At 66.8% G+C, this 20,263-nt stretch carries 13 protein-coding genes; 3 read left to right on the plus strand and 10 right to left on the minus strand.

Translation table 11 applies throughout. The features are described from left to right. Window positions 1-99 precede the first annotated feature (99 nt). The 5 genes from S2M10_RS13805 to S2M10_RS13825 form a co-directional block, all read right to left on the minus strand. Window positions 100-2,421, minus strand: coding sequence for a GH92 family glycosyl hydrolase (locus S2M10_RS13805; RefSeq protein ID WP_168846577.1), 2,322 nt, complete (start codon window positions 2,419-2,421; stop codon window positions 100-102). Between the two features lie 28 nt (window positions 2,422-2,449). Beyond that, window positions 2,450-3,886 (minus strand): glycoside hydrolase family 125 protein, encoded by a 1,437-nt coding sequence (locus tag S2M10_RS13810; RefSeq protein ID WP_168846578.1) that lies wholly within the window; start codon window positions 3,884-3,886, stop codon window positions 2,450-2,452. A 17-nt stretch (window positions 3,887-3,903) separates the two neighbouring features. Beyond that, complete coding sequence (locus S2M10_RS13815) at window positions 3,904-6,240, minus strand: GH92 family glycosyl hydrolase (RefSeq protein ID WP_168846579.1); 2,337 nt, start codon at window positions 6,238-6,240, stop codon at window positions 3,904-3,906. Window positions 6,241-6,266: 26 nt separating this feature from the next. Further along, complete coding sequence (locus S2M10_RS13820) at window positions 6,267-7,325, minus strand: glycoside hydrolase family 43 protein (protein WP_168846580.1); 1,059 nt, start codon at window positions 7,323-7,325, stop codon at window positions 6,267-6,269. A gap of 89 nt (window positions 7,326-7,414) precedes the next feature. Further along, window positions 7,415-10,417 carry a TonB-dependent receptor gene (locus S2M10_RS13825; RefSeq protein WP_247650813.1) on the minus strand — a complete coding sequence of 1,001 codons (3,003 nt, stop codon included), beginning with the start codon at window positions 10,415-10,417 and terminating at the stop codon, window positions 7,415-7,417. A gap of 530 nt (window positions 10,418-10,947) precedes the next feature. Here S2M10_RS13825 and S2M10_RS13830 point away from each other — a divergent pair. After that, window positions 10,948-11,622, plus strand: coding sequence for a Crp/Fnr family transcriptional regulator (locus S2M10_RS13830; RefSeq protein ID WP_168846581.1), 675 nt, complete (start codon window positions 10,948-10,950; stop codon window positions 11,620-11,622). Here S2M10_RS13830 and S2M10_RS13835 read toward each other — a convergent pair. The 4 genes from S2M10_RS13835 to S2M10_RS13850 all read right to left on the minus strand — a co-directional run bounded on the left by S2M10_RS13835 (window position 11,612) and on the right by S2M10_RS13850 (window position 17,002). Continuing rightward, entirely contained in the window at window positions 11,612-13,222 is a 1,611-nt protein-coding gene (locus S2M10_RS13835; RefSeq protein ID WP_168846582.1) for a tetratricopeptide repeat-containing protein, read from the minus strand. The genes S2M10_RS13830 and S2M10_RS13835 overlap by 11 nt on opposite strands. A gap of 32 nt (window positions 13,223-13,254) precedes the next feature. Beyond that, window positions 13,255-13,845, minus strand: coding sequence for a nucleotide synthetase (locus tag S2M10_RS13840; protein ID WP_168846583.1), 591 nt, complete (start codon window positions 13,843-13,845; stop codon window positions 13,255-13,257). Beyond that, a complete protein-coding gene (locus S2M10_RS13845) occupies window positions 13,842-15,431 on the minus strand; it encodes a toll/interleukin-1 receptor domain-containing protein (RefSeq protein ID WP_168846584.1) in 1,590 nt (529 codons plus the stop codon). Before S2M10_RS13845 ends, S2M10_RS13840 begins: the two co-directional genes overlap by 4 nt. 116 nt (window positions 15,432-15,547) lie before the next feature. Beyond that, on the minus strand, window positions 15,548-17,002 hold the full coding sequence (locus S2M10_RS13850; RefSeq protein WP_168846585.1) for an esterase-like activity of phytase family protein: 1,455 nt from the start codon (window positions 17,000-17,002) through the stop codon (window positions 15,548-15,550). Between the two features lie 127 nt (window positions 17,003-17,129). Here S2M10_RS13850 and S2M10_RS13855 point away from each other — a divergent pair, with 127 nt between their 5' ends. Both S2M10_RS13855 and pdeM read left to right on the plus strand, forming a co-directional pair. Beyond that, on the plus strand, window positions 17,130-18,536 hold the full coding sequence (locus S2M10_RS13855) for a M20/M25/M40 family metallo-hydrolase (protein WP_168846586.1): 1,407 nt from the start codon (window positions 17,130-17,132) through the stop codon (window positions 18,534-18,536). Window positions 18,537-18,577: 41 nt separating this feature from the next. Further along, window positions 18,578-19,240 carry a ligase-associated DNA damage response endonuclease PdeM gene (gene pdeM / locus S2M10_RS13860; RefSeq protein ID WP_168846587.1) on the plus strand — a complete coding sequence of 221 codons (663 nt, stop codon included), beginning with the start codon at window positions 18,578-18,580 and terminating at the stop codon, window positions 19,238-19,240. Window positions 19,241-19,291: 51 nt separating this feature from the next. On the opposite strand, the gene S2M10_RS13865 is transcribed toward pdeM, so the two are convergent. Further along, complete coding sequence (locus S2M10_RS13865; RefSeq protein ID WP_168846588.1) at window positions 19,292-20,185, minus strand: NAD(P)/FAD-dependent oxidoreductase; 894 nt, start codon at window positions 20,183-20,185, stop codon at window positions 19,292-19,294. Window positions 20,186-20,263 lie beyond the last annotated feature (78 nt).

Here is a 20,263-nt window from a genome sequence, read left to right on the forward strand (position 1 = left end):
AAATTTGTTTGCGATATTTCTCCAGGCGTTGCTGAAAGGTTACAATTGGTCTCATCGCAGCCCTAGGCCAGGAGAGGACGTATCCACGCCTCGCGGCCGTCAGACAGCGGCACGCCCGAAGGAAGGGGGACGATCCGCCTTGGCCGTCCCGAACGCGGACGGCGTTGCCCCCATGGTGAACACCAGCTCGCCGCCGCGTGCGAGCTCGGTATGGCCTATCCAGTTGCGACTCCAAGCCTTCCCGTTCCAGGTCACCGATTGGACATAAGGTCGATCGATACCATTGCCGATTGCGCGGATGCGGAGCGTTCGGCCACCGCCCAATGCCATCTCGGCACGATCGAACAGCGGCGAGCCGAACACATAGACGCCGCTCACCGGATCGACCGGATAGAAGCCGAGCGCGCTGAGGATGAACCAGGCGCTGGTCTGGCCGCAATCGTCATTGCCGATCACCCCATCCGGATCGGCCTTGTACATCTCGTTGCACAGGCGGCGCACCATCGCCTGCGTCTTCCACGGCGTGCCGGCATAGGCATAGAGATAGGCGACGTGCTGGTTGGGTTCGTTGCCATGGGCGTACTGGCCGACCAGGCCCGAAATGTCCGGCGGCGCGTTCCTGGGCAGCGTCGAGGGCGCGGTGAACAGCGCGTCGAGCTTGGCCTCGAATTTGGCGTCGCCGCCGAACAGATCGATCAGGCCATAGACGTCGTGCTGGTTGAGGAAGGTCGCCTGCCAGCCATTGGCCTCGGTATAGTCGCGCTGCTTGTCGGGGTTGTGGCCGAGCTGGATCGGATCATAGTCCTTCCACCAGCTGCCGTCGGCGAAGCGGGGCCGGGCGAAGCCGATCTCGGTGCTGATCACGTTGCGATAATTTTGCGCGCGCTTGCGCAGGGTTGCGGCGTCGTCATGGGCACCAGCCGCCTCGGCGAGCACCGCCATCGCCCAGTCGTCATAGGCATATTCCTGGGTGCGGCTGACCGATTCCCAGATCTTGTCGGCGGGCACATAGCCGAGATCGTAATAGAAGCCGCGGCCGAGCGTGCTGTCGATGTCCGGGAAAGCGCGATCGAAGGCGCGCGCGCGGATCTTGGGCCAGGCGGCGGCGTAGTCGGCCTCGATGCCCTTGTTGCGCGCTTCCGCCAGCACCGACACGGCATGCCAGCCGATCATGCACGCGGTCTCGACGCCCTGGAGCGGCCAGACCGGCGGGCCATAGGGGCTCTGCTGGGTCTGGCGGACCAGATCCTGGGTGAAGCGCGCCGCCATGTCGGGACGGATCAGCGTGAGCAGCGGATGCAGCGCGCGGTAGGTGTCCCAAAGCGAATAGGTGCTGTAGGCGGGCGCGTCGCTCGTCGTCTGGTGCACCTGCCGGTCGAGCCCGACATAGCGGCCGTCGCGATCGGTGAAGAGCGTCGGCGAGAGCGAGGCGTGGTAGAGCGCGCTTGCCATGATCGTGCGGTGCGCGGGCGTGCCGCCTTCGACGCGAATGCTGTCGAGCTCGCGCGTCCAAGTCCGTGCCGCCGCCGCGCGGGTGGCGTCGAATGCCCAGCCGGGCGCCTCGCCCGCCAGCGCCGCCTTGGCGCCAGCGACGTCGACGGCCGAGATGCCGGTCTTGATCTCGATCGGCTTGGCGCCCGCATCGTCGAAGAAGAAGGCGACCTTGAGCCGCTTGCCAGTAACACCGGTCGCCCCCGCAGGCGCAGGCGCGTCGCCGTCGCCGAAGAACTGCACGCGGCTCGGCTTGCGGGAGAGCTGCATCGCGAAGTGGATGTGCCGCCCCTTGGCCCAGCGATTGACCTTGCGGCTGCCGGTGAGCAGCCCGTCCGCGGAGAGCGCCAGCGTGGCGTCCTCGACCAGCGTGCCCTTGTCCCAGCTGTCGATGATCGCATGGGCGAAATCGATCAGGATGTGCCCCTCGCCCTTGGGGAAGGTGTAGCGATGCTGGCCGGTGCGCTCGGTGACGGTCAGCTCGGCGAGCACGCCCGATTCCAGCCGGACACGATAGTAACCCGGCTCGGCATGCTCGTCCGAATAACGCTGGCGATAGCTGCCCTCGGGCTTTTCCAGTGTGCCGGGCGTGAGCTTGAGCGGTCCCCGGCTGGGCACCACCAGCACGTCGAGCATGTCACCGATGCCGGTGCCGGACAGGTGGGTGTGCGAGAAGCCCATGATGGTCGCGTCACCCTTGTGGTAGCCCGAACAGGCATCCCAGCGGCTGTTGTCGGTATCCGGCCCGAGCTGGACCATGCCGAAGGGCAGCGCCGGCCCGGGGAAGGTATGGCCGTGCCCGCCGGTGCCGATGAACAGATCGGGCCGCGCTGCCTCGAAGGCGGCGGACCAAGCGGTGCGCGGCAGCGCGGCGGCGATCGCGGCGGTGCCGCTGCCCAGCAGGAGTTGGCGGCGTGTGGCGATGGTCATCGGCATCGGCTCCGTAGAAGCAAAGGGATCAGTAGGTGCGGGCGAGCAGCGCGGGGCGCCGCCGCTCGAGGTCGAGGATCAGGTCGCCGAACAGCCCGTTGGTCCAGGCGAACCAGGCGCGGGTGAATTTGGCGGGATCGTCCTTGTTGAAGCTTTCGTGCATGAAGCCGGTGCCGCCATGCGTGGTCTTCAGCCAGGCGAGGCACTGGGCGATCACGGCATCGTCGTCGCTGTTCAGCGCATGGGTGATGATCGACATCGGCCAGATCATGTCGAGCCCGATATGCGGGCCGCCGATGCCCTTCGCGGCCTTGCCCTCGAAATAGTACGGGTTGCGGTCGCTCCAGGCGAGGTCGGCGGTGCGGCGAAAAAGGGGATCGTCGCGGCGCGCGGCGTCGATCATCGCCAGGCCCGACAGGCTGGGGACGTTGGCGTCGTCCATGAAGATCCAGTTGCCGAAGCCGTCGATCTCATAGGCCCAGACCCTGCCGCCCTTGCCGTCCGGCACCAGCGCATGATCGTGCAGCGCCTTCTCGACCTCGTCGGCGAGCGACTCGGCATCCTTCGCCGCCGCCTCGTCGCCGCGCGTCTCGCGGTGCAGCTGTGCGACCTTGCGCAGCGCCGAGACCGCGAAGAGGTTGGACGGGATCAGGAATGGATAGACGCAGGCGTCGTCCGAGGGGCGGAACATCGAATGGATCAGCCCGATCTTGCGCGTCGGCGCGCCATAGCCGCCCATCGGCACGCTGTCGGTCGGCGCGACCGCCTGGCGCTGGAAGTGGTACGGCCCCGGCCCCTCCTTGCGCTGCTGCACGCGGAAGGTGGCGACCGCCAGCTTGGCGCCCTGCGACCAGAGGTCGTCGAACGGCGTCTTGTCGCGCGTGTGGGTCCAATAGGCATGGGCGATCCGCATCGTGTAGCAGAGCGAATCGATCTCCCATTTCCGCTCGGCGACGCCCGGCTTCATGTCGGTCACGTCGACCTGCGACCATTCGAGGCTCGACTTGGCCTTCAGGTCCTTTTCGAACGCATTGGCATAGGGATCGACCAGGATGCAGCGCGCCTGGCGCTGGATCAGCCCGACGAACAGCCGGCGCAGCGCCGGATCCTGCCCGGCGAGATGGACATAGGTCTGCGCCTGGGCCGAGCTGTCGCGCAGCCACATCGCGTTGATGTCGCCGGTGATGATGAAGGTGTCCGGCCGGCCGTCGAGCGTGCCGAGCTCCACCGTGGTGTCGAGCGTGTTGGGGTAGCAATTCTCGAACAGCCAGGCGAGTTCGGGATCCGCGATGCGCGCCCTCACCCGCGTGATCTCCGCCTCCACCGCCTTGCTTACGAAGCGGCGCTTGGCTAGCGGCGGGCGCTTGCTGACGAAGCCCGTGGCCGCGCGCGCGGCACCCGGCAGCGCGGCGGTAACCCCCAGCGCCGCGGCACCGGCCATCAGCGAACGTCGATCGATCTGCATCTTGGTCTCCCCCGCGCTCACTTGGGCGCGCTCATCGAGAAGGGCGCATCGGCCTTGCGCGCGCCCCAGGTCTTGTTCGGCGTTGGCCCCATCACGAAGCGCAGCGTGCCGCCCGCCTGCAGCGCCTCGCGCGACAGCCAGGGCTTGGTGTAGGCGCGGCCGTTCAGCGTGGCGGACTGGATATAGACATTCTCGGCGCTGTTGTTGGTCGCCTCGATCGTCAGCACCTTGCCGCCGGGCATGGTGAGCCGGACGTTGCGGAACAGCGGGCTGCCGACCGCATATTGGCCGACGGTCGGCGTCACCGGATAGAAGCCGAGTGCCGAGAAGACGTACCAGGCCGAAGTCTGACCATTGTCCTCGTCGCCCGGATAGCCGTCCGGGGTTGCGGCATAGAGCTTGCGCATCACGTCGCGGACATGCGCCTGCGTCTTCCACGGCGCGCCGGCCCAGTCGTAGAGATAGATCATGTGCTGGATCGGCTGGTTGCCATGGGCGTACTGCCCCATGTCGACGATCTGCATCTCGCGGATCTCGTGGATCACCTGGCCGTAATAGCTGTCGTCGAAGATCGGCGCGGTGGCGAACACCGAATCCAGCCGGTCGACGAACCTGGCGTCGCCGCCCATCAGGTCGATCAGGCCCTGCACGTCCTGCATCACCGACCAGCTGTAATGCAGCGCATTGCCCTCGGTGAAGGCGTCGCCCCATTTGTACGGATTGAACGGCGTCTCCCACGCGCCGTCCTTGTTGCGCCCGCGCATCCAGCCGCTCTCGGGATCGTAGAGCTTGCGGAAGTTCTGCGCGCGCTCGGCATAGAGGCGGGCATCGTCCTTCTTGCCCAGCGCTGCGGCGAGACGCGAGAGGGAGAAGTCGGCGGTGGCATATTCGAGCGTGCGCGCGGCATTCTCGTTGATGCCGACGTCATAGGGCACATAGCCGAGCTGGTTGTAATATTCGACGCCCTCGCGGCCGACCGCGCCGACGACATTGCCGTTCTTGTCCTTCGGCCGGCCCTGGCTGGTCGTCGCGTTCTTGACCATCGCCTCGTAGAGCGGTTCGATATCGAAGCCGCGCACGCCGCTCAGATAGGCATCGGCGATCAGGTTCGCCGAGTTCGAGCCGATCATCACGTCGCGGTATCCCGGGCTCGCCCATTCGGGCAGCCAGCCGCCTTCCTTGTAGGTGTTGACCAGACCCTGCATGATCTCGGCATCGCGCTCGCGGTACATCAGCGCGAACCAGGGGAAGACCGCGCGCCACGTGTCCCAGAAGCCGTTGTCGGTGTACATGGGGCCGGGATGCACCTGCCCGTCATAGGGGCTGTAGTGCACTTGGCGGCCCTGCCCATCGATCTCGTAGAACATGCGCGGGAACTGCAGCATGCGGTAGAGCGCCGAATAGAAGGTGCGGCGGTTGTCGAGATTGGGATCGGTCACGCGGACGCGGCCGAGCTCCTTCTCCCACGCCGCCTTGGCCTTGGCCTTGGTCTGCTCGAACCCGTCGCCGCCGATCTCGCTGGCGAGGTTGCGCTCGGCCTGTTCGGGGCTGATGAAGGACGACGCGACCTTGACGTGGACCTGCTCGGCCGCGCGGGTGGCAAAGCTCACCACCGCGCCGACATGGTTGCCCTCGCGCTGCGCGTCGGCGGTCAGCTGCCAATTGTCGTCCCAGCTGCGGGTGACGGTGAAGTCGTGGTCGAACTCGGCGACGAAATAGTTGCGGAAATTGCCCGGCACGCCGCCATGGTTGTTGCGCACCCAGCCGCTGATCCGGCGCCGCGCGCGATCGATGGTGACGCTCGATCCGCCGGCGAGCGCGTCGAGCACGATGTGCGCGTCGTCCGCCTTGGGGAAGGTGAAGCGGAACTGCGCGGCGCGCGCGGTGGGGACGACTTCCGCAGTCACGTCATAATCGGCGAGGTAGACGCGGTAGCTGTACGGATGGCTCTCCTCGGCCTTGTGGCTGTACCAGGAGGCGCGCTCGGCCTCGCGGATCCGCACCGGCCCGGTCTCGGCCATCAGCGAGAAAGCGGCATAGTCGTTCATCCACGGGCTGGGCTGGTGGGTCTGCTTGATGCCGTTGATCTTGTTGTCATGGTACATATAGCCCCAGCCGCTGCCGGGCTTGCCGGTGACCGGCGTCCAGAAGTTCATGCCCCATGGCACGGCCACCGCGGGATAGGTGTTGCCGTAGGAAAGCTCATAGGTGGAATCGGTGCCCATCAGCGGGTTGACCAGATCGACCAGCGCCTCGCTGCGATCGGATTGCTGCGCGATCGCGGGCAAGGTGGCGACGCCGGCGAGGAGCGCGAAGGCGGCGGCGCGGAGCGGCTTGGCGGAGAAAAGGGGCACGGAGGTTCCTTTGGCTGGGCGCGTCGTCAATGGGTGCGGGTACGGCGGAGCGGCTCGGGCGCCACGCCCTGGTTGGTCAGCGTGACCGGCTGGATCGAGCCGTCCGGATTGAAGGTCATGCGGTCGATGGCGAGTTCGCGATGCTCGCCCTGCTGGTCGGCGAGCGGACGGCGGTGATAGGCGATGTACCAGCGATCGGTGCCGGGCACGTTGACCACCGAATGGTGCCCCGCTCCGCGCGCGATTCTGGGATCTTCCTGGAGGATCGTGCCGCGCGGCGTGAACGGACCGATGGGGCTGGGCCCGGTCGCATAGGCGACGCGGTAGTCGGAGCCCGTCCATTCGCCTTCGGACCACATCAGGTAGTAGACCCCCTTGCGCTTGATGACGAAGGATCCCTCGACATAGCCCGGCGGCGTGATCTCCTTCCAGGTCGAACCGTCGGCATGGGGCAGCACGCGGCGCAGGTCCTTGCTCAGCCGCACGACGTTGCAGTGCCGCCAGCCGCCATAATAGAGATAGACCTGCCCGTCGGTATCGCGGAACACGAAGGGGTCGATCGGCTGCGCACCGTTGTGGAATCCGCCGATCAGCGGCTTGCCGAGCGCATCGCGGAAGGGGCCGCCGGGCTTGTCGCTCACCCCGAGGCCGATGCCGCCCTGTTCCTTGTCGCTCTGGATGTCGTTGGCGGAGAAGAACATGTAGTAGCGCCCCTGCGCCTCGATCACCGAGGGCGCCCAGATCGCATAGGCCGCCCAGGAAATCCGCGTCACGTCGAGGACATGGGGGTGCTTGGTCCAGTGGACGAGATCGGGCGAGGAGAAGGCGTTGAAGAAGGTCTGATAGGCGTAGGAGGGCCGCACCGTCTTGCGCTTGCGCGCCTCTTGCTGCGCGGGGGTGAAGCGCCGGGTGCGGTCGCGCACGCCGTCATCGGCGGAATAGGTGGGGTAGATCCAATATTGCCCTTGGAAGACGCGGATCTCGGGATCGGCATACCAGCCGCGCACGATCGGGTTGGACGCGGAAGCGGCGAGCGGCGCCATCAGGGCGAGAAGGGCGAGCGCCCGGCGGAGCTTCGATCGCATGCTGGGTCTCCTTGGCCGCTGAATAGCCTGGCGACGGGTAAAAAGGAGGCGGGGCGGCGTCGGCCGCCCCGCCAGAGGGGGGGGTACGATCAGAACTTGTAGGCCAGCCCCAGATAGGCACGGCGTCCGGTATATTGGTTGCTGATGAAGCGCGCGTCGGTGTCGTTGCCCAGGTGCGCCCGCTCCTCCGACTTGGTGAGGTTGATCACCGAGGCGGTCAGCTGCAGGTTCTCGAAGAAATTGTACGAGGCGTTGAGATCGACCTGCTCATACGGATCCGAATAGACGTTCAGGCCCGACTGGATACCGCCGACCCGCTCGCCGCGGCGGTTGTACGAGGCGCGGAGCAGCAGCTTCTTGGTCTCGAAGAAGATCGAGCCGTTGATCTGCGTCTTTGCGCTGCCGACCAGCGGGGAATCGCCCACCTTCTTGCCATCCAGCGTGATCTCGGCGACCGAGGTGTCGTTATAGGTAAAGTTCACCTGCGCGCCGAGCCCGAACGGCAAGGTATGCTGCGCGTAGAGCTCGACACCCTGCGACACCGCATTGGAACCGTTCGCCTGGGTCGAATATTGCTGCACCGTCACCGTGTTGCCGGCAACTTCGCTCTGAATGTCGAGCACCAGCGGCACGATGAAGTCCGACACGTCCTTGCGGAACAGCGTGCCGCCGAGCACCGAGCCGCGGTGGAAATACCATTCCACGCCAACGTCATACTGCCATGCCTTGAACGGCTTCAGATTGAAGTTGCCGCCGCTGCCGAACCAGCCGGGCAGCGCACCGAACTGGGCGCGGTCATAGACGAACGCGTCCGAGTTGAAGGTCAGCGAGCGGGCGCCGGCGAGGTCGCCATAGCCCGGCCGCGCGATCACCTTCGACGCCGCGCCGCGGATCAGCAGGTTCGGCGTCACCTCCCACGAGATGTTGAAGCTCGGCAGGAAGTCCGTGTAGCGCTTGGACTCGTCGTTCGGGCTGAACACCTTCACTTCGCGCTGCGCCTGCGGCAGCACGAGGCAGTTGCCGTCCGGGCCCACCGGCGGCGGGACGAACGGGTCGCCGTTGGTGTTCTGGCAATAGTCATTCTCGTAATAGATCACGTCGGTCGACACGCCCGACTGCTTGGTGCTCACCACGCGCAGGCCGATATTGCCGCGTATGTTGTTCATCTTGAAGTTCGCCTGGGCATAGCCCGCCCAGATCCGCTCCTTGATGTCGTAGCGGTTCTCCGGCTCGGGCACGCGGACCGGGCCGTTATAGGTCTTGTTCAGATAGGCCAGATAATTGTCCATGTTGAACGCCGGGAAGACGCTCGTCGTGAACCCGCCGGCGATGTTGCCGATCGGCTGGCTGAGGAAGAAGGCCGGCTGGGTCACCGCCGCGCCGGCGGTATCCTGATAGCGCAGCGTGTTGGCGGCATCCGAATACCATTCGAAACGCCCGGTCTGCCGTTCCACCTTGCCCTCGCGCCACTTGGCACCGACCTGAATCGAGTCGATGAAGCTGTCGAAGCGGCGGGTCAGGTCGATCTGGGCATATTTCTGCTCGATCGCGCTGTTGGTATAGCCCGACCCGGTCGAGCCCAGATCGACCTGCGAGATTCCCTTCATCAGGTTCTGCTGGAGTTCGGGCGAGAATTGCATCGCCACCGACTGGCCGGTGAAGCTCCACTGGCTCAGCATGTTGCCGTTGACGCGATTGGCGAGGCCGTCGCCGACCACCAGCCGCGGCTTGGCCTGGGCGTAGAACTGGAAGGACGGACCGCCGGTCGCGCGCGTCTTGCCGCCGGCGAACGACACGGTCAGGCGATCATGCGTATAGTCGCCGTGCAGGTCGTAGGTGTTCGAGACGGTCTTCTGGCGCGCATAATAGCTCTGCATCGCCGGGGTTTCCATCGTGCAGGGCGAGGTGCCGGTACGGCATGCCGTCCCGTCCGGCGGCACCTGGAAGGTCGCCGAGGTAAGGATCGTGCCGCTCTTGTCGAACTGGCCGCCGGTGAAGAAATTCCCGTAACCCCATTCGGGAATCTTGATGAGGTTGGAGACATTGTCGCCATTGAGCTGGAAGCGGAAATAATTGGCGGTGAGATTGAAGCCCTCGAACGGCTGCCACTGCGCAGTCGCCTGGATTCCCAGCCGCTTGCGCTTCTCGATCAGCACGGTCTCGTCGACCGACTGCGGCGCCCAATAGCCGTTATAATGCGTGCCACCTTGCGTGGTCACACCGTCGTTCCAATAGGAGATGGCATCGTCATTGGCGTAGGTCTTGCCGTTGACGTCAGTCGCCTGCTTCGGATTGGCCGCGTCGGTCCACCAATGCCAGCTTTCGGTCGCCGCGCTCAGCGTGCGGTTGGTGCGGACCTGATAGGTCGCCCCCAACAGCAGCCCGAAGGTCTTGGCCTCGTTGTGCCAGGAGAGCAGGCCCGAAACGCTGGGCTCAACCTTCTTGGTGACGTCCGAATAGGTGCCCTCGACCTGGACGTTGCCCGACCAGGGCTTGAGGTCGAACGGGCGACGCGTGTGGTTGATGATCACGCCGCCGACGCCGCCTTCATCCAGCCGCGCTTCGGACGACTTGAACACCTCTACGCTGCCGATCAGGTTTGCCGGCAGCAGCAGATAGTTGAAGCTGCGCGAGGGATCGCCGGAGTCGGCCGAGGCAATGAAATTGCCGTTGAGCTCGGTTAACGTCAGATCGGAGCTGAGGCCGCGGATGCTCACCCGGCTGCCTTCACCGCCATCGCGTTCGATCACCACGCCGGGGACGCGCTGCAGCGCGTCCGCCACGTTCTTGTCGGGGAACTTGCCGACGTCCTCCGCGGTGATCACGTCGACGAACGCATTGGCATCGCGCTTCTGCGACAGGCTGGCTTCGATCGAGGCGCGATAGCCGGTGACGACGATGTCTCCCTCGCCGTCGCTCGGCGCGGCATTTTGCGGCGCGCTGGAATCGCCCGCTTGCGGCTGCGTCGTCGTTGCCTGCGCGAAGGCGAGACCTGGCAGTGCAGCGCACAGGCTGGTGCCGAGCATCAGCTGGCACAGCAGCCGGTGACGCACGGGCGCCGACGACGAACGGAACAGATTGCCGTTGGACAAGATCCTTCTCCCTCTTCAACCTGAGGGCCCCCAGGCACCCCATGGTTTTTCTGACCGCGATGTCAGACGTGAGCCCGCGGCTGTTGGCGACGGTGTCGCAATAGAAAAACAAATTGTCAATTAAACTCGCGAACGATGTGTGACTTTGCAGCAACGATCAGCAACAAACGCATTTTGCACGGTAAACGTTGTCACGAGATTTACGGGCTTGCTTGCAACTCGCCTGCGGCCAGCGCATCAGATGAAGGCCAGGGATGCGCATGCTTGGGCAGCGTTCGAGGTGCGGGTCGTTCGCTGCGTGCTACCCGCCGCCTGGCCCGATCGCGCCACCGCAGCGGCGGCGTGACACATGTCCGGACGGCGGCGGGAGGGGGCGGCAGCGAGGCGATGCCCATTTAGCCCGCACGCCAAAGGCGCGAAAACGCGGCGCAGATTACCCGAAAGCATCCGGATTCGCTGTCTTGCATCCGGAACGGACTTGCCACGCCGCAAATCCGTCAACATGGTGCGATTGCAGTTTTCGCAGCGAAATGCGGGGCGTGGGGGCAGGCGACATCGATCTGGCGACGCGGTTCGCCCAACTTTTCGCGTGCAGCGAAGCGATCGCGGCCGAGCTGGCCGCGGCGGCGTTGGCGCGTCGCTGTCCGCCGGGTGCCACGATCGTCCACCAAGGGGAGATGTCCGGCCGCGTGCTGGTGCTGCTGGAAGGCCATGTCCGCGCCGCGATGGTGACGCTGGACGGCCGGGTGCTGCAGCTGGCGGAATATCACCCCGGGGACATTTTCGGCGGCGTCGACCCCGGCCGCGAACAGGCGGCGGACTGCACCGCCACCCTGCCCACCCATGTCGCCAGCTTCGCCACGGCCGAGTTCTACGCGCTGGCCGAGCGCCATGCCGGTGTCGGCGTAGTGCTGGCGCGGACGATGGTGCGGCAGTTCTCGTCGCTCAGCCAGCTCGTCTCCGCCCGGCTCACCCTGTCCGCGACCGGACGCGTGCATGCGGAGTTGCTGCGCCTGGCCCGCGCGCAGGATGGGCGCTGGATCCGCCCCCTTCCCGTACTCTCCGACCTGGCGCTGCGGGTACAGACCGCGCGCGAAACCGTGTCTCGGGCAGTCTCGGCGCTGGAGCGGCGCGGCATCGTGCAGCGGCACGAGGACGGGCTGGAGATCGTCGCACCCGCCCGGCTCGAGGCGCTTATCGTCTGAGGCTGGGCTTCAGCGCGTAGAGCGTGGTCGGCGCCTGCCCCGCCAGCGCGATCTCCCCCACCAGCTCGGCCCGCCCCGCATCGGCCTGGCAGGCAGCGAGGCTCGCGGCGAAGGCTTCGCTGGCGAAGGTAGCGCCCGGCGTCGTCACCCCCAGCATGCGCTCGGCGAGATCGAAGGCGCCGCCCAGCAGGATCGGCGCGCCCGTCACAGGATCGTCGATCGCCGTGGCGAGGCCGATGTGCAGCGACTGGCGAAGCGGTCCGCTGCCGCCCAGTGCCGCCGCCAGCCGAACCGCCGCATCACGGGCCTGGCCGGCGCCGTCGAACGCGATCAGCAGGCGGCGCGCGCCCCAGCGTACGGCCAGCGGCGGCACCGCCCGCAGCGCCTCCCGCAGCGCCGGCAAGCGGCACGCTACGTCCCGGTCAAGCGCGGCGAAATCTTCGCCCTCGCCGCCGAGCAGGTCGACCGCGAGCACCGACACGATTTGCAGCGCGGTGCGATCGGTGCCGTGCGGCGTGGCGGGCGCGCGCAGCGGCAGCAAATGCTGGCGGCGGCCGGCCCTGTGCCACAGCCCGCCCGCATGCGCGCTTTGCCCGACCTCGTCGATCGAGGCGGGCCCGAGCAGCAGCTGCACCGCCTCGGACTGGAGCAGGGCGGCGTGCATCGTCGCCCGCCCCATCGCGACGAGATCGGCGAGGCGCACCGAAGGCATGAACGCCGCCGGGCTCGCCGCGCCCATTTCCTGAACGCTGGCAGCCTCGGCCAGCGCCGCCTCGAAGCGCCTCACCCAGCCCTCGCCATGCGGGCGCACGGAGCGATCGACGAACGCAGCGACGTCGCCGGGCAGCACCACGTGCAGCTCGGCACCGCGCGCGATCAGCCGCTCGGCGATCAGCAGGTCGGCCCCCGCGGCGAGCGCACCATAGCCGAAGCCCACCCGCTCCTGCTCCAGCAGCGCATCGATCGAGTCGGAAAGCGCCGCCACGTCCTCGGGCAGCCGCATATGGCCGGCGAAATGGAGGCTGCGCGGTGGGCGATAGGCATCGAGCCATGCCGCCGACGCGCCCTGCTCGGCGAGGATCACGCCGAACTGGCGCAGCGTCGAAGCATGGTCCTCCCAGGCCAGCGGCGCCGCGCCGATCGCGCGGGCGAGCGCAATTTCGGCGGCGTCGCGGTCGCCGCCGAGCAGCAGCGCCTCCGCCTCGGTTGCCCCCAGCCAATAGGGGGTTTCGTCGGTAACGCCCGCCTGCAACAGTTCCTGCACGTCGGCGGCGAGCGCCCGGCTGCCCGCCATATCACCGGCGATCAGCGCGAGCGTCGCCGCATTGATCAGGGGGTAAGGGGCCGGCGCCAGCTGCGCCGCCGCGCTATAGGCGGCGGCGGCTTCGCGGGCATGCTGCCGCCGGGCCTCGCCGGCGAGCAGCAGCGCCTCGTCCTTGAGGAGCCTGCCGCGCAGGCTGAGCACGGCGGGATCGTCCACGACGCGGTCAAACCCCGCGTCGCGGAACATGCGCCAGGCGAGATCGAGCGCACCGGCACGCGCCTGGGCGGTGATGGTAAGCACCTTTGGCGTCATCCGTCCCGGCTTGCCCTCATGCATTCCCTCTCCTGTAGCATGTTACATTCCCTCGATCACCCGCCGTCGCCGCGGTTCTCGACAGTCGGATCGATGATCAGCGGCAGGCGGTAATTGTCGTGCACAAAATCGACGTAGAGGTTCAAGCCGTCGCACGTCTTCCGGTCCTGTGGCGGCGTAACATACTCGACGAAGAAGCCAACGGCGGCGATCCGGCCGTTGTTGTCCAGCAGCGGGAAGGGACGACGATATTTGCCGTCCGGATATTCGTGCTTGGTGCTCACATACAGGCTGTTGGGGGTATATTCCCAATAATTGCCGATCAGCTTGAGGATCACGCAGCAAGGCTGGCGCACCACAAAGTCAAGCTGGGTCGGCACGGTCCCCGGCGTGGGATGGTCCGGTGCGGGCGTCTGGTGATCGATGTTGGCGGGCGCAAGCACGAAATCGCGCACGATCTTCGTAAAGTCGTCCTCAGCCGTTACCTGCTTGCCATTGCCGACACGATCAACTTCTTCATAGCCGAGGATATGAAATTGGAGATCCTGAACAGGAGATCCACCACCACTGCTAGTATATATCTGAAATCGCTTGACAAGAGTGATAGCAGAAGGCGGATATACCGACAGCGGATATTGACCGATCATTGTTGTCCCCTTTCGATGTCTTGCAGTTCAGCCTGCATATCTCCCAATTTATCGGACAGTTCTTTATTTTCGGTATCCGTCGCGGTCATTTTTCGCAGATGTTCGATAGCGGAGCGCATCCGGACGATGCCTGCCGCCGCATCACCCGCTCGCCATTCGGCTTTGGCCAGCGCGCGCTCCGCCCAGATCAGCAGGCGCCGATTGCGGGCATTGCGCGGGTCTTTGGCCACCAACTGTCCAATCAATGCAACCTGCGCCCGCCGCAACTGCCGGGCGGCGGCAGCATTGCCGGATGCGCGCTCCGCGTCGGCCAACCACCCCTGCCGATCGGCGACGCTCCGCACGTGCTGGTCATTGGCGGGTTCGCGGCGTGCCAGCGCTTCGCTCGCCTCCAGCGCCTCGCGACATAGCGGCACCATCCGGGCCACCGCATGCTGCTTCATCCGCAATGCGCAAAGATTCCCGCTCGAATAGGCGACCTCTTCGGCGCTGCGCTTGTCGCGCGGATCCAGCGCGACCAGACGATGGGCGAGCTTGGCGTAGGATTCGAAATAGGGTTCGGCGCGCGCCAGATCGTCCGCCTCAAACGCAAGCGAGCCGAGATAAAACTGGCTTTGGGCGTGGGCGAACACGACGTCATAGCTATCAGGCGCTCGCTGGATCAGGCTGCCGGTGACACGGTCCGCCTCGACAAAGGCGGCGCGGGCCCGGGCCGTATCCTTGGCCTCCATCGCATCCTCGCCGATGGTCATCACCGCACGCGCACGACGGGCAAGAACATCGGGCGGCAGATCGGTAAGATCCTGTTCGCCATAATAGGCGAGGGCACGTTCATTCGCTTCCCGAAGCACGTCGAGCCGGCCGACCTCTTTCAGCCGGCCCCGCAGATCGGTCAGCATGAATTCCACCAGCCCCTCCGCCTGGGCACGCCGAGCCTCCGCCTCCCCGCGGGCCCGCACGGCCAGGATCGTCAATCCGGCCATGGCTAGCAGCAGAAGAATCGCCAGGGCCGTGACGGCCGTCACGCGCCGCACCCGCGCCTGCGCGTCGCGCTGCACCAGCGCGTCTAGCGGCACTCCCAGCGCGCCGGCGACCAGCTTTAGCAACGCCAGCCGCTTGCCGTCCTTACCGTCGCGGAAATCGGCGGCAAGCGGCTCGGTCTCCGCACCCTGGGCGGTACGCAGCAGCGGCAGCGGCATGGCATCGGCCGGCTCGCCTTCGAACAGCGCGGCGAGCACGGGACGGGTCGGATGCAGTTCGCGGAAGAGTTCGATCTCGCGCGCCACCCAGCGCGACGCGGCACCCGCCGGCGTGCACACGACGATCAGGCACTGCGATTCGGCGATGGCTGCGCGCACCTCGGCGCTGAGGTCGCTCGCGGCGGGCAGTTCGTCGAGATCGCGGAAAATGCGCCCCAGCCGCCGCGGCACCGGTCCCGCCGCCGTTTCCAGCCCGACCAGCTTGGCCGGAATGCGGTACCGCTCCAGCGCGCGATGCAGCCAGCGCGCCCGCGCCTGATCCGCATGGTTGTAGCTGATGAACGCGCCGTACCGCGCACCCGTGCCCGTATCGCTCTCTGTCGTCACGCGGTCCCTTCCCCGGCCGCGACTATCTCAGAGCGACAAGGGGGCGGCAAGGCTTTCGAACCCCGCCATGGCAGAAGGGTGCGGAGCCCCGGCGGACCTCCGCACCCGCCGTCCATTCAGGCGAGCGTTAGCTTCCTCCGACGGCGCAGCATGCCGCCGATCATCCCCAGTCCGGCGATCAGCATCGCCCAGACGCCCGGTTCCGGCACCGCGGCCACCGACTGGGCGACATAGCCCGGCAGATCCTTGTCCTGAAAACCGAACACGTAAAACTGGTTGCCACCAGCAACGCCCGGCACGAAATCATTGTCGTTGGCGATATAGAGCGTGTGGTAGATACCGCCGTTATACGCCACGTCCTGCCCGAAGCTGACGCCTTCGATCTTGGCGGGCACATTGGCGCCGGTGACACCCTGCTTGGCGAGTTCCGCGACCAGATCGAGGAACGGCGTGGAAGACTTGGCCACCGCCTTGTCCAGCGCGGCCTTGCCGCTGAGGTTGGTGATGTCGGCAGCGCCGTTCAGGTCGACGAGGAACAGCTGCTTGACCTTGGCGGTGGATCCGTCGCCCAGACCCTTGCCGTCGCGCTCGTCGATCAGGAACTGGTGGTCGTTCAGTGCCACGATCTCGCTCACGCCCGAACCGCCGGTGAGCCTGTAGCCATATTCGTGAGTCGCACCCGTCGCGATGTCGATCGTGACGATGCGAACCAGCTTGCCCGCCTTGTCGGCATCCTGCTCGAGTGCCGCCTGCATGATGCCGACCAGCGTCTTGCCGTCGGGGGTGATCGCCAGGCCTTCCATGCCCTTGTTGGCAACGCGGCCAACGGTATTGCCGTCGATCTCGGTATCGCCGTTGGGCGAGAGATTGGTGATGTCGAGGTTGGTGGGCAGCGTGAAGGTCTTCACCAGCGCGCCGGTCGCCCGGTCGAACTGGCGGACATAGGGGCCGTACTCATCGGAGATGAAGACGCTCTTGCCGTCGTTTGAGACGCGAATTGCCTCCGGGTCAAAGCGGCCGTTGGCCGGGTTGCTCGAACTGCCCGCGCCGTAATTGTCCGAGCGGCCGCTGAAATAATACTTCCCGGCGCTGTTCACCACCGGCGCGCCCGAGCCGAGCGGGGTGCCGTCCGCCTTGGTGCCGAGCCCGGCGCCGGTGCCGTAGGTCAGCGCGGTCGGGCTGTAGAGCAGCGTCGTCTTCTGCAGCTGCGGGGTCAGCGTGAAGGGCAGGCCGCCGCCCGTCGAGGCGGTGAGCGCCATGCTCAGCGTCTGGAAGCGGCTGATGTACGAGGTCGTGTGATCGATCGCGAGGTTATACTCGGTGGCATTGGGCCCACGATCGGGCACCGCCAGGAAGGTGTTGCCGCCGGCATAGGTCAGCCCCGAGCCGATACCGCCGAGAATGTCGGCGGGCACGCCGTTTTCGAGCGTGTAGCCGAGGCCGGACAGATCCTTGCCGACGCCGGCCGCGCTGCCGGTAAGCTGGCCCTGCGCAAGCAGCACCAGCTGGGCCTGAGCCGGAACGATGACGGCGCACGACAGCGCCAGCGCGATAGCGGTATTGCGAAGCATGAAAGTCCCCCAGAACGCGCCATCACGGCGCTAACAACTTGTTAACCATGCCATATGACGCTTCCGAGACTCTCCTTCCCCTTTGCCGGGGTTGCGGGCGGGCGCGGCGCGGCATAGCTGCACGCCCATGACCGACTCCGTCCTTGCGTTCGCCGATGCGCAGCTCGATTCCAGCGTCGAGCGCCTCGCCGCGCTGATGCGCGTGCCCTCCGTCTCCACCGATCCGGCCTATGCCGCCGACTGCCGTCGCGCCGCCGAGCAGCTTGCCGCCGAACTCACCGAGATCGGCTTCGCGGCGCGCGTCGCCGATACGCCCGGCCACCCGATGGTCGTCGCGCATCACGACGGGGATGGCCCGCACGTGCTGTTCTACGGCCATTACGACGTCCAGCCGGTCGATCCGATCGAGCTCTGGACGCGCGACCCGTTCGATCCGTGGATCGACACCCGCGCCGACGGCTCCAGGACGATCGTCGGCCGCGGCGCCTCGGACGACAAGGGCCAGCTGCGCACCTTCATCGAGGCGTGCCGCGCCTGGAAGCAGGCGGAAGGCCGCCTGCCCTGCCGCGTCACCATCCTGTTCGAGGGCGAGGAGGAATCGGGCTCGACCAGCCTCGAGCCGTTCCTCCATGCCCATGCCGAGGAACTGAAGGCCGATTTCGCGCTGATCTGCGACACGCTGATGTGGGATCGCGACACCCCAGGCATCACCATCGGCCTGCGCGGCATGGCCGCCGGCCAAGTGACCGTGCGCGGGCCCTCGCGCGACTTGCATTCGGGCCTGTACGGCGGCGCGGCCCGCAACCCGCTCCAGCTGCTCGCCGGCATCCTGGGCGAGATGAAGGATGCCGAGGGCCGGGTGACACTCGACGGCTTCTATGACGGCGTGCCGGATACCGAGCCCGCAGTCCTCGAAAGCTGGAACAAGCTCGGCTTCGATGCGGGCGCGTTTCTCGGCGAGATCGGCTTGCGCGTGCCCGCCGGCGAGACGGGCAAGACCGTGCTCGAACAGGTCTGGTCGCGCCCGACCGCCGAGATCAACGGCATGTGGGGCGGCTATACCGGCGAGGGCTTCAAGACGGTGATCCCCGCCGAAGCGCACGCCAAGGTGAGCTTCCGGCTGGTCGGCAGCCAGGATCCGGACCAGGTGTGGGAGGCCTTTCAGACCCATGTCCGCCGCCGCCTGCCCGAGGACTGCACCGCCGAGTTCGCGACGCGCGGCCCCGGCAGCTTCGGAATTAGCCTGGCGAGCGACAGCGGCCCGCTCGCGGCGACGCAGGGCGCGCTCGATGCGGAATGGGGCAAATCCGCTCTGCTCGGCTGCGGCGGCTCGATCCCGGTGGTCAATTCGATCCGTTCGATTCTGGGGATGGACAGCGTAATGGTCGGCTTCGCGCTGCCCGACGACAATATCCATTCGCCCAACGAGAAGTACGAGCTGAAGAGCTTCCACAAGGGCATCCGCTCCTGGGTGCGCATCCTGGGCGCGCTGGGCGAGACGACCCGAGTCGAGCGCGCGACGGTCGCCGCCTGATCGGCATTGACGAAGGCGAACGGAAGCGGGATAGCAGCGCCATGGTTCCCCTTTCGTTCGCCGGCCATGACTTTCGCGCGCTGCCCGAGGGCGCGCTCTACTGGCCGGCGCGGCGGGCGCTGCTCGTCGCCGACCTGCATTTCGAAAAGGCGAGCTGGTTCGCGCTCGGCGGCCAGATGCTGCCGCCCTATGACACGCTGGCGACGCTCTCCGCGCTGACCGCGCTGGTCGAGCGGGTGGCGCCGATCGAGCTCTGGTGCCTGGGCGACAGCTTCCACGATGTCGAAGGCTGCGAACGGTTGCCCGCGGACGCCCGCGCGATGCTGACCGCGCTGACCGGCGGGCTGGCATGGCACTGGATCACCGGCAACCATGATTCGGTGCTGGTCGACCATTGCGGCGGCACCGTGCACGAGGAGGCCGATGTCGACGGCCTGGTGCTGCGCCACGAGGCAGCGGCCGGCGAGCCGCGACCCGAGCTGTCCGGCCATTTCCATCCCAAGCTGCGCCTCACCGTGCGCGGGCGCCATGTCGCCCGCCGCTGCTTCGTGGCGACCAGCACCAAGCTGATCCTGCCGGCCTTCGGCGCGCTGACCGGCGGGCTGGACGCAGGGCATCCGGAGATCGTGCGCGCGGTGGGGCCGGGCGCCGAAGCGCTGGTCGCAACGGAACGCAAGCTGCTGCGCTTCCCGCTGGCGGCATAAGGGTGGCAGCGCCGTCGCTTGCGAAAGGCGAGCGGACAACGATCGGCAGGGTCAGGCACGCATCAGCGATTGATGCGCGCCTATCCCGGCAAGCACGCCGGACGCGGCGGCAAGCGTAGCATTGTGCATCGGACTGGACGCATCGCCCGCGGCATAGACTCCCGCCACGCTGGTCGCGCCCCAGGCATCGACCGTGACGAAGGGGCCGCTCGGACCCTCGTCCATCGCGCAGCCGAGCAGGGACGCGATCGGACCGGTCGGCTGGGTCCGCGGCGCCGTGAAGACCGCCTCGACCGCAACAACCCGTCCGTCAGCGAGCCGCACGCCGGCAAGGCCGGGTGCATCTCCCAGCAGCGCCACGACCGGGCTGCGCTCGATTGCGACATGGCGCCGGGCGAGTAGCGCGGCCTGCTCCGCATCCGGCTCATACAGGCCTTGCGTGAAGAAGGTCGCCGGACCCCAGTCCGGGATCAGCGCCGCCTGATGGGCGGACATGGGATGGTTGGCGATGATGCCCAGCGGGCGATCGCGCACCTCATAGCCGTGGCAATAGGGGCAGTGGAGAACGGTAGCGCCCCATCGTTCCGCCATGCCCGGAAGGTCGGGCAGCGTATCCGTCACGCCGGTGGCAAGAACGAGGCGCCGGGCGCGTCGATCGGTGCCGTTCGCCAGCCGCACCACGAAGCCGCCCGCCGTCTTCTCCGCACCCACCGCCTCGGCCTGGACCATCTCCGCCGTGGGATAGGCGAGCAGCTGGCATGCCGCTTCCCGCAGTATCGCGTGGGGCGCGCGGCCATCCTGGCACAGGAACCCGTGCGCGGCATCGGCGAAGCGGTTGCGGGGTGCGCCTGCGTCAATCAGCAGCACGTCCTGGCGTGCCCGCGCCAGCTGCAAAGCCGCCGCATGCCCTGCGAAGCTGCCCCCGATTACGATGACGTCGTGCATAAACCACCTTTCGAATCACGAAACATATGATGTTACGTTACTGTCCCGCCAGATGTTTGCAACTCGAAAAGTGTCGTG

This window comes from Sphingomonas sp. S2M10 (assembly GCF_012650175.1).
Classification (GTDB): domain Bacteria; phylum Pseudomonadota; class Alphaproteobacteria; order Sphingomonadales; family Sphingomonadaceae; genus Sphingomonas.

Bases quoted from the DNA above. Each gene is read 5' to 3' on its own strand.
- S2M10_RS13840 (WP_168846583.1), bottom strand. From the start codon at position 13,845: ATGATCGGTCAATATCCGCTGTCGGTATATCCGCCTTCTGCTATCACT.
- S2M10_RS13855 (WP_168846586.1), top strand. From the start codon at position 17,130: ATGACCGACTCCGTCCTTGCGTTCGCCGATGCGCAGCTCGATTCCAGC.
- S2M10_RS13810 (WP_168846578.1), bottom strand. From the start codon at position 3,886: ATGCAGATCGATCGACGTTCGCTGATGGCCGGTGCCGCGGCGCTGGGG.
- S2M10_RS13820 (WP_168846580.1), bottom strand. From the start codon at position 7,325: ATGCGATCGAAGCTCCGCCGGGCGCTCGCCCTTCTCGCCCTGATGGCG.
- pdeM (WP_168846587.1), top strand. From the start codon at position 18,578: ATGGTTCCCCTTTCGTTCGCCGGCCATGACTTTCGCGCGCTGCCCGAG.
- S2M10_RS13850 (WP_168846585.1), bottom strand. From the start codon at position 17,002: ATGCTTCGCAATACCGCTATCGCGCTGGCGCTGTCGTGCGCCGTCATC.
- S2M10_RS13830 (WP_168846581.1), top strand. From the start codon at position 10,948: ATGCGGGGCGTGGGGGCAGGCGACATCGATCTGGCGACGCGGTTCGCC.
- S2M10_RS13865 (WP_168846588.1), bottom strand. From the start codon at position 20,185: ATGCACGACGTCATCGTAATCGGGGGCAGCTTCGCAGGGCATGCGGCG.
- S2M10_RS13835 (WP_168846582.1), bottom strand. From the start codon at position 13,222: ATGCATGAGGGCAAGCCGGGACGGATGACGCCAAAGGTGCTTACCATC.
- S2M10_RS13805 (WP_168846577.1), bottom strand. From the start codon at position 2,421: ATGACCATCGCCACACGCCGCCAACTCCTGCTGGGCAGCGGCACCGCC.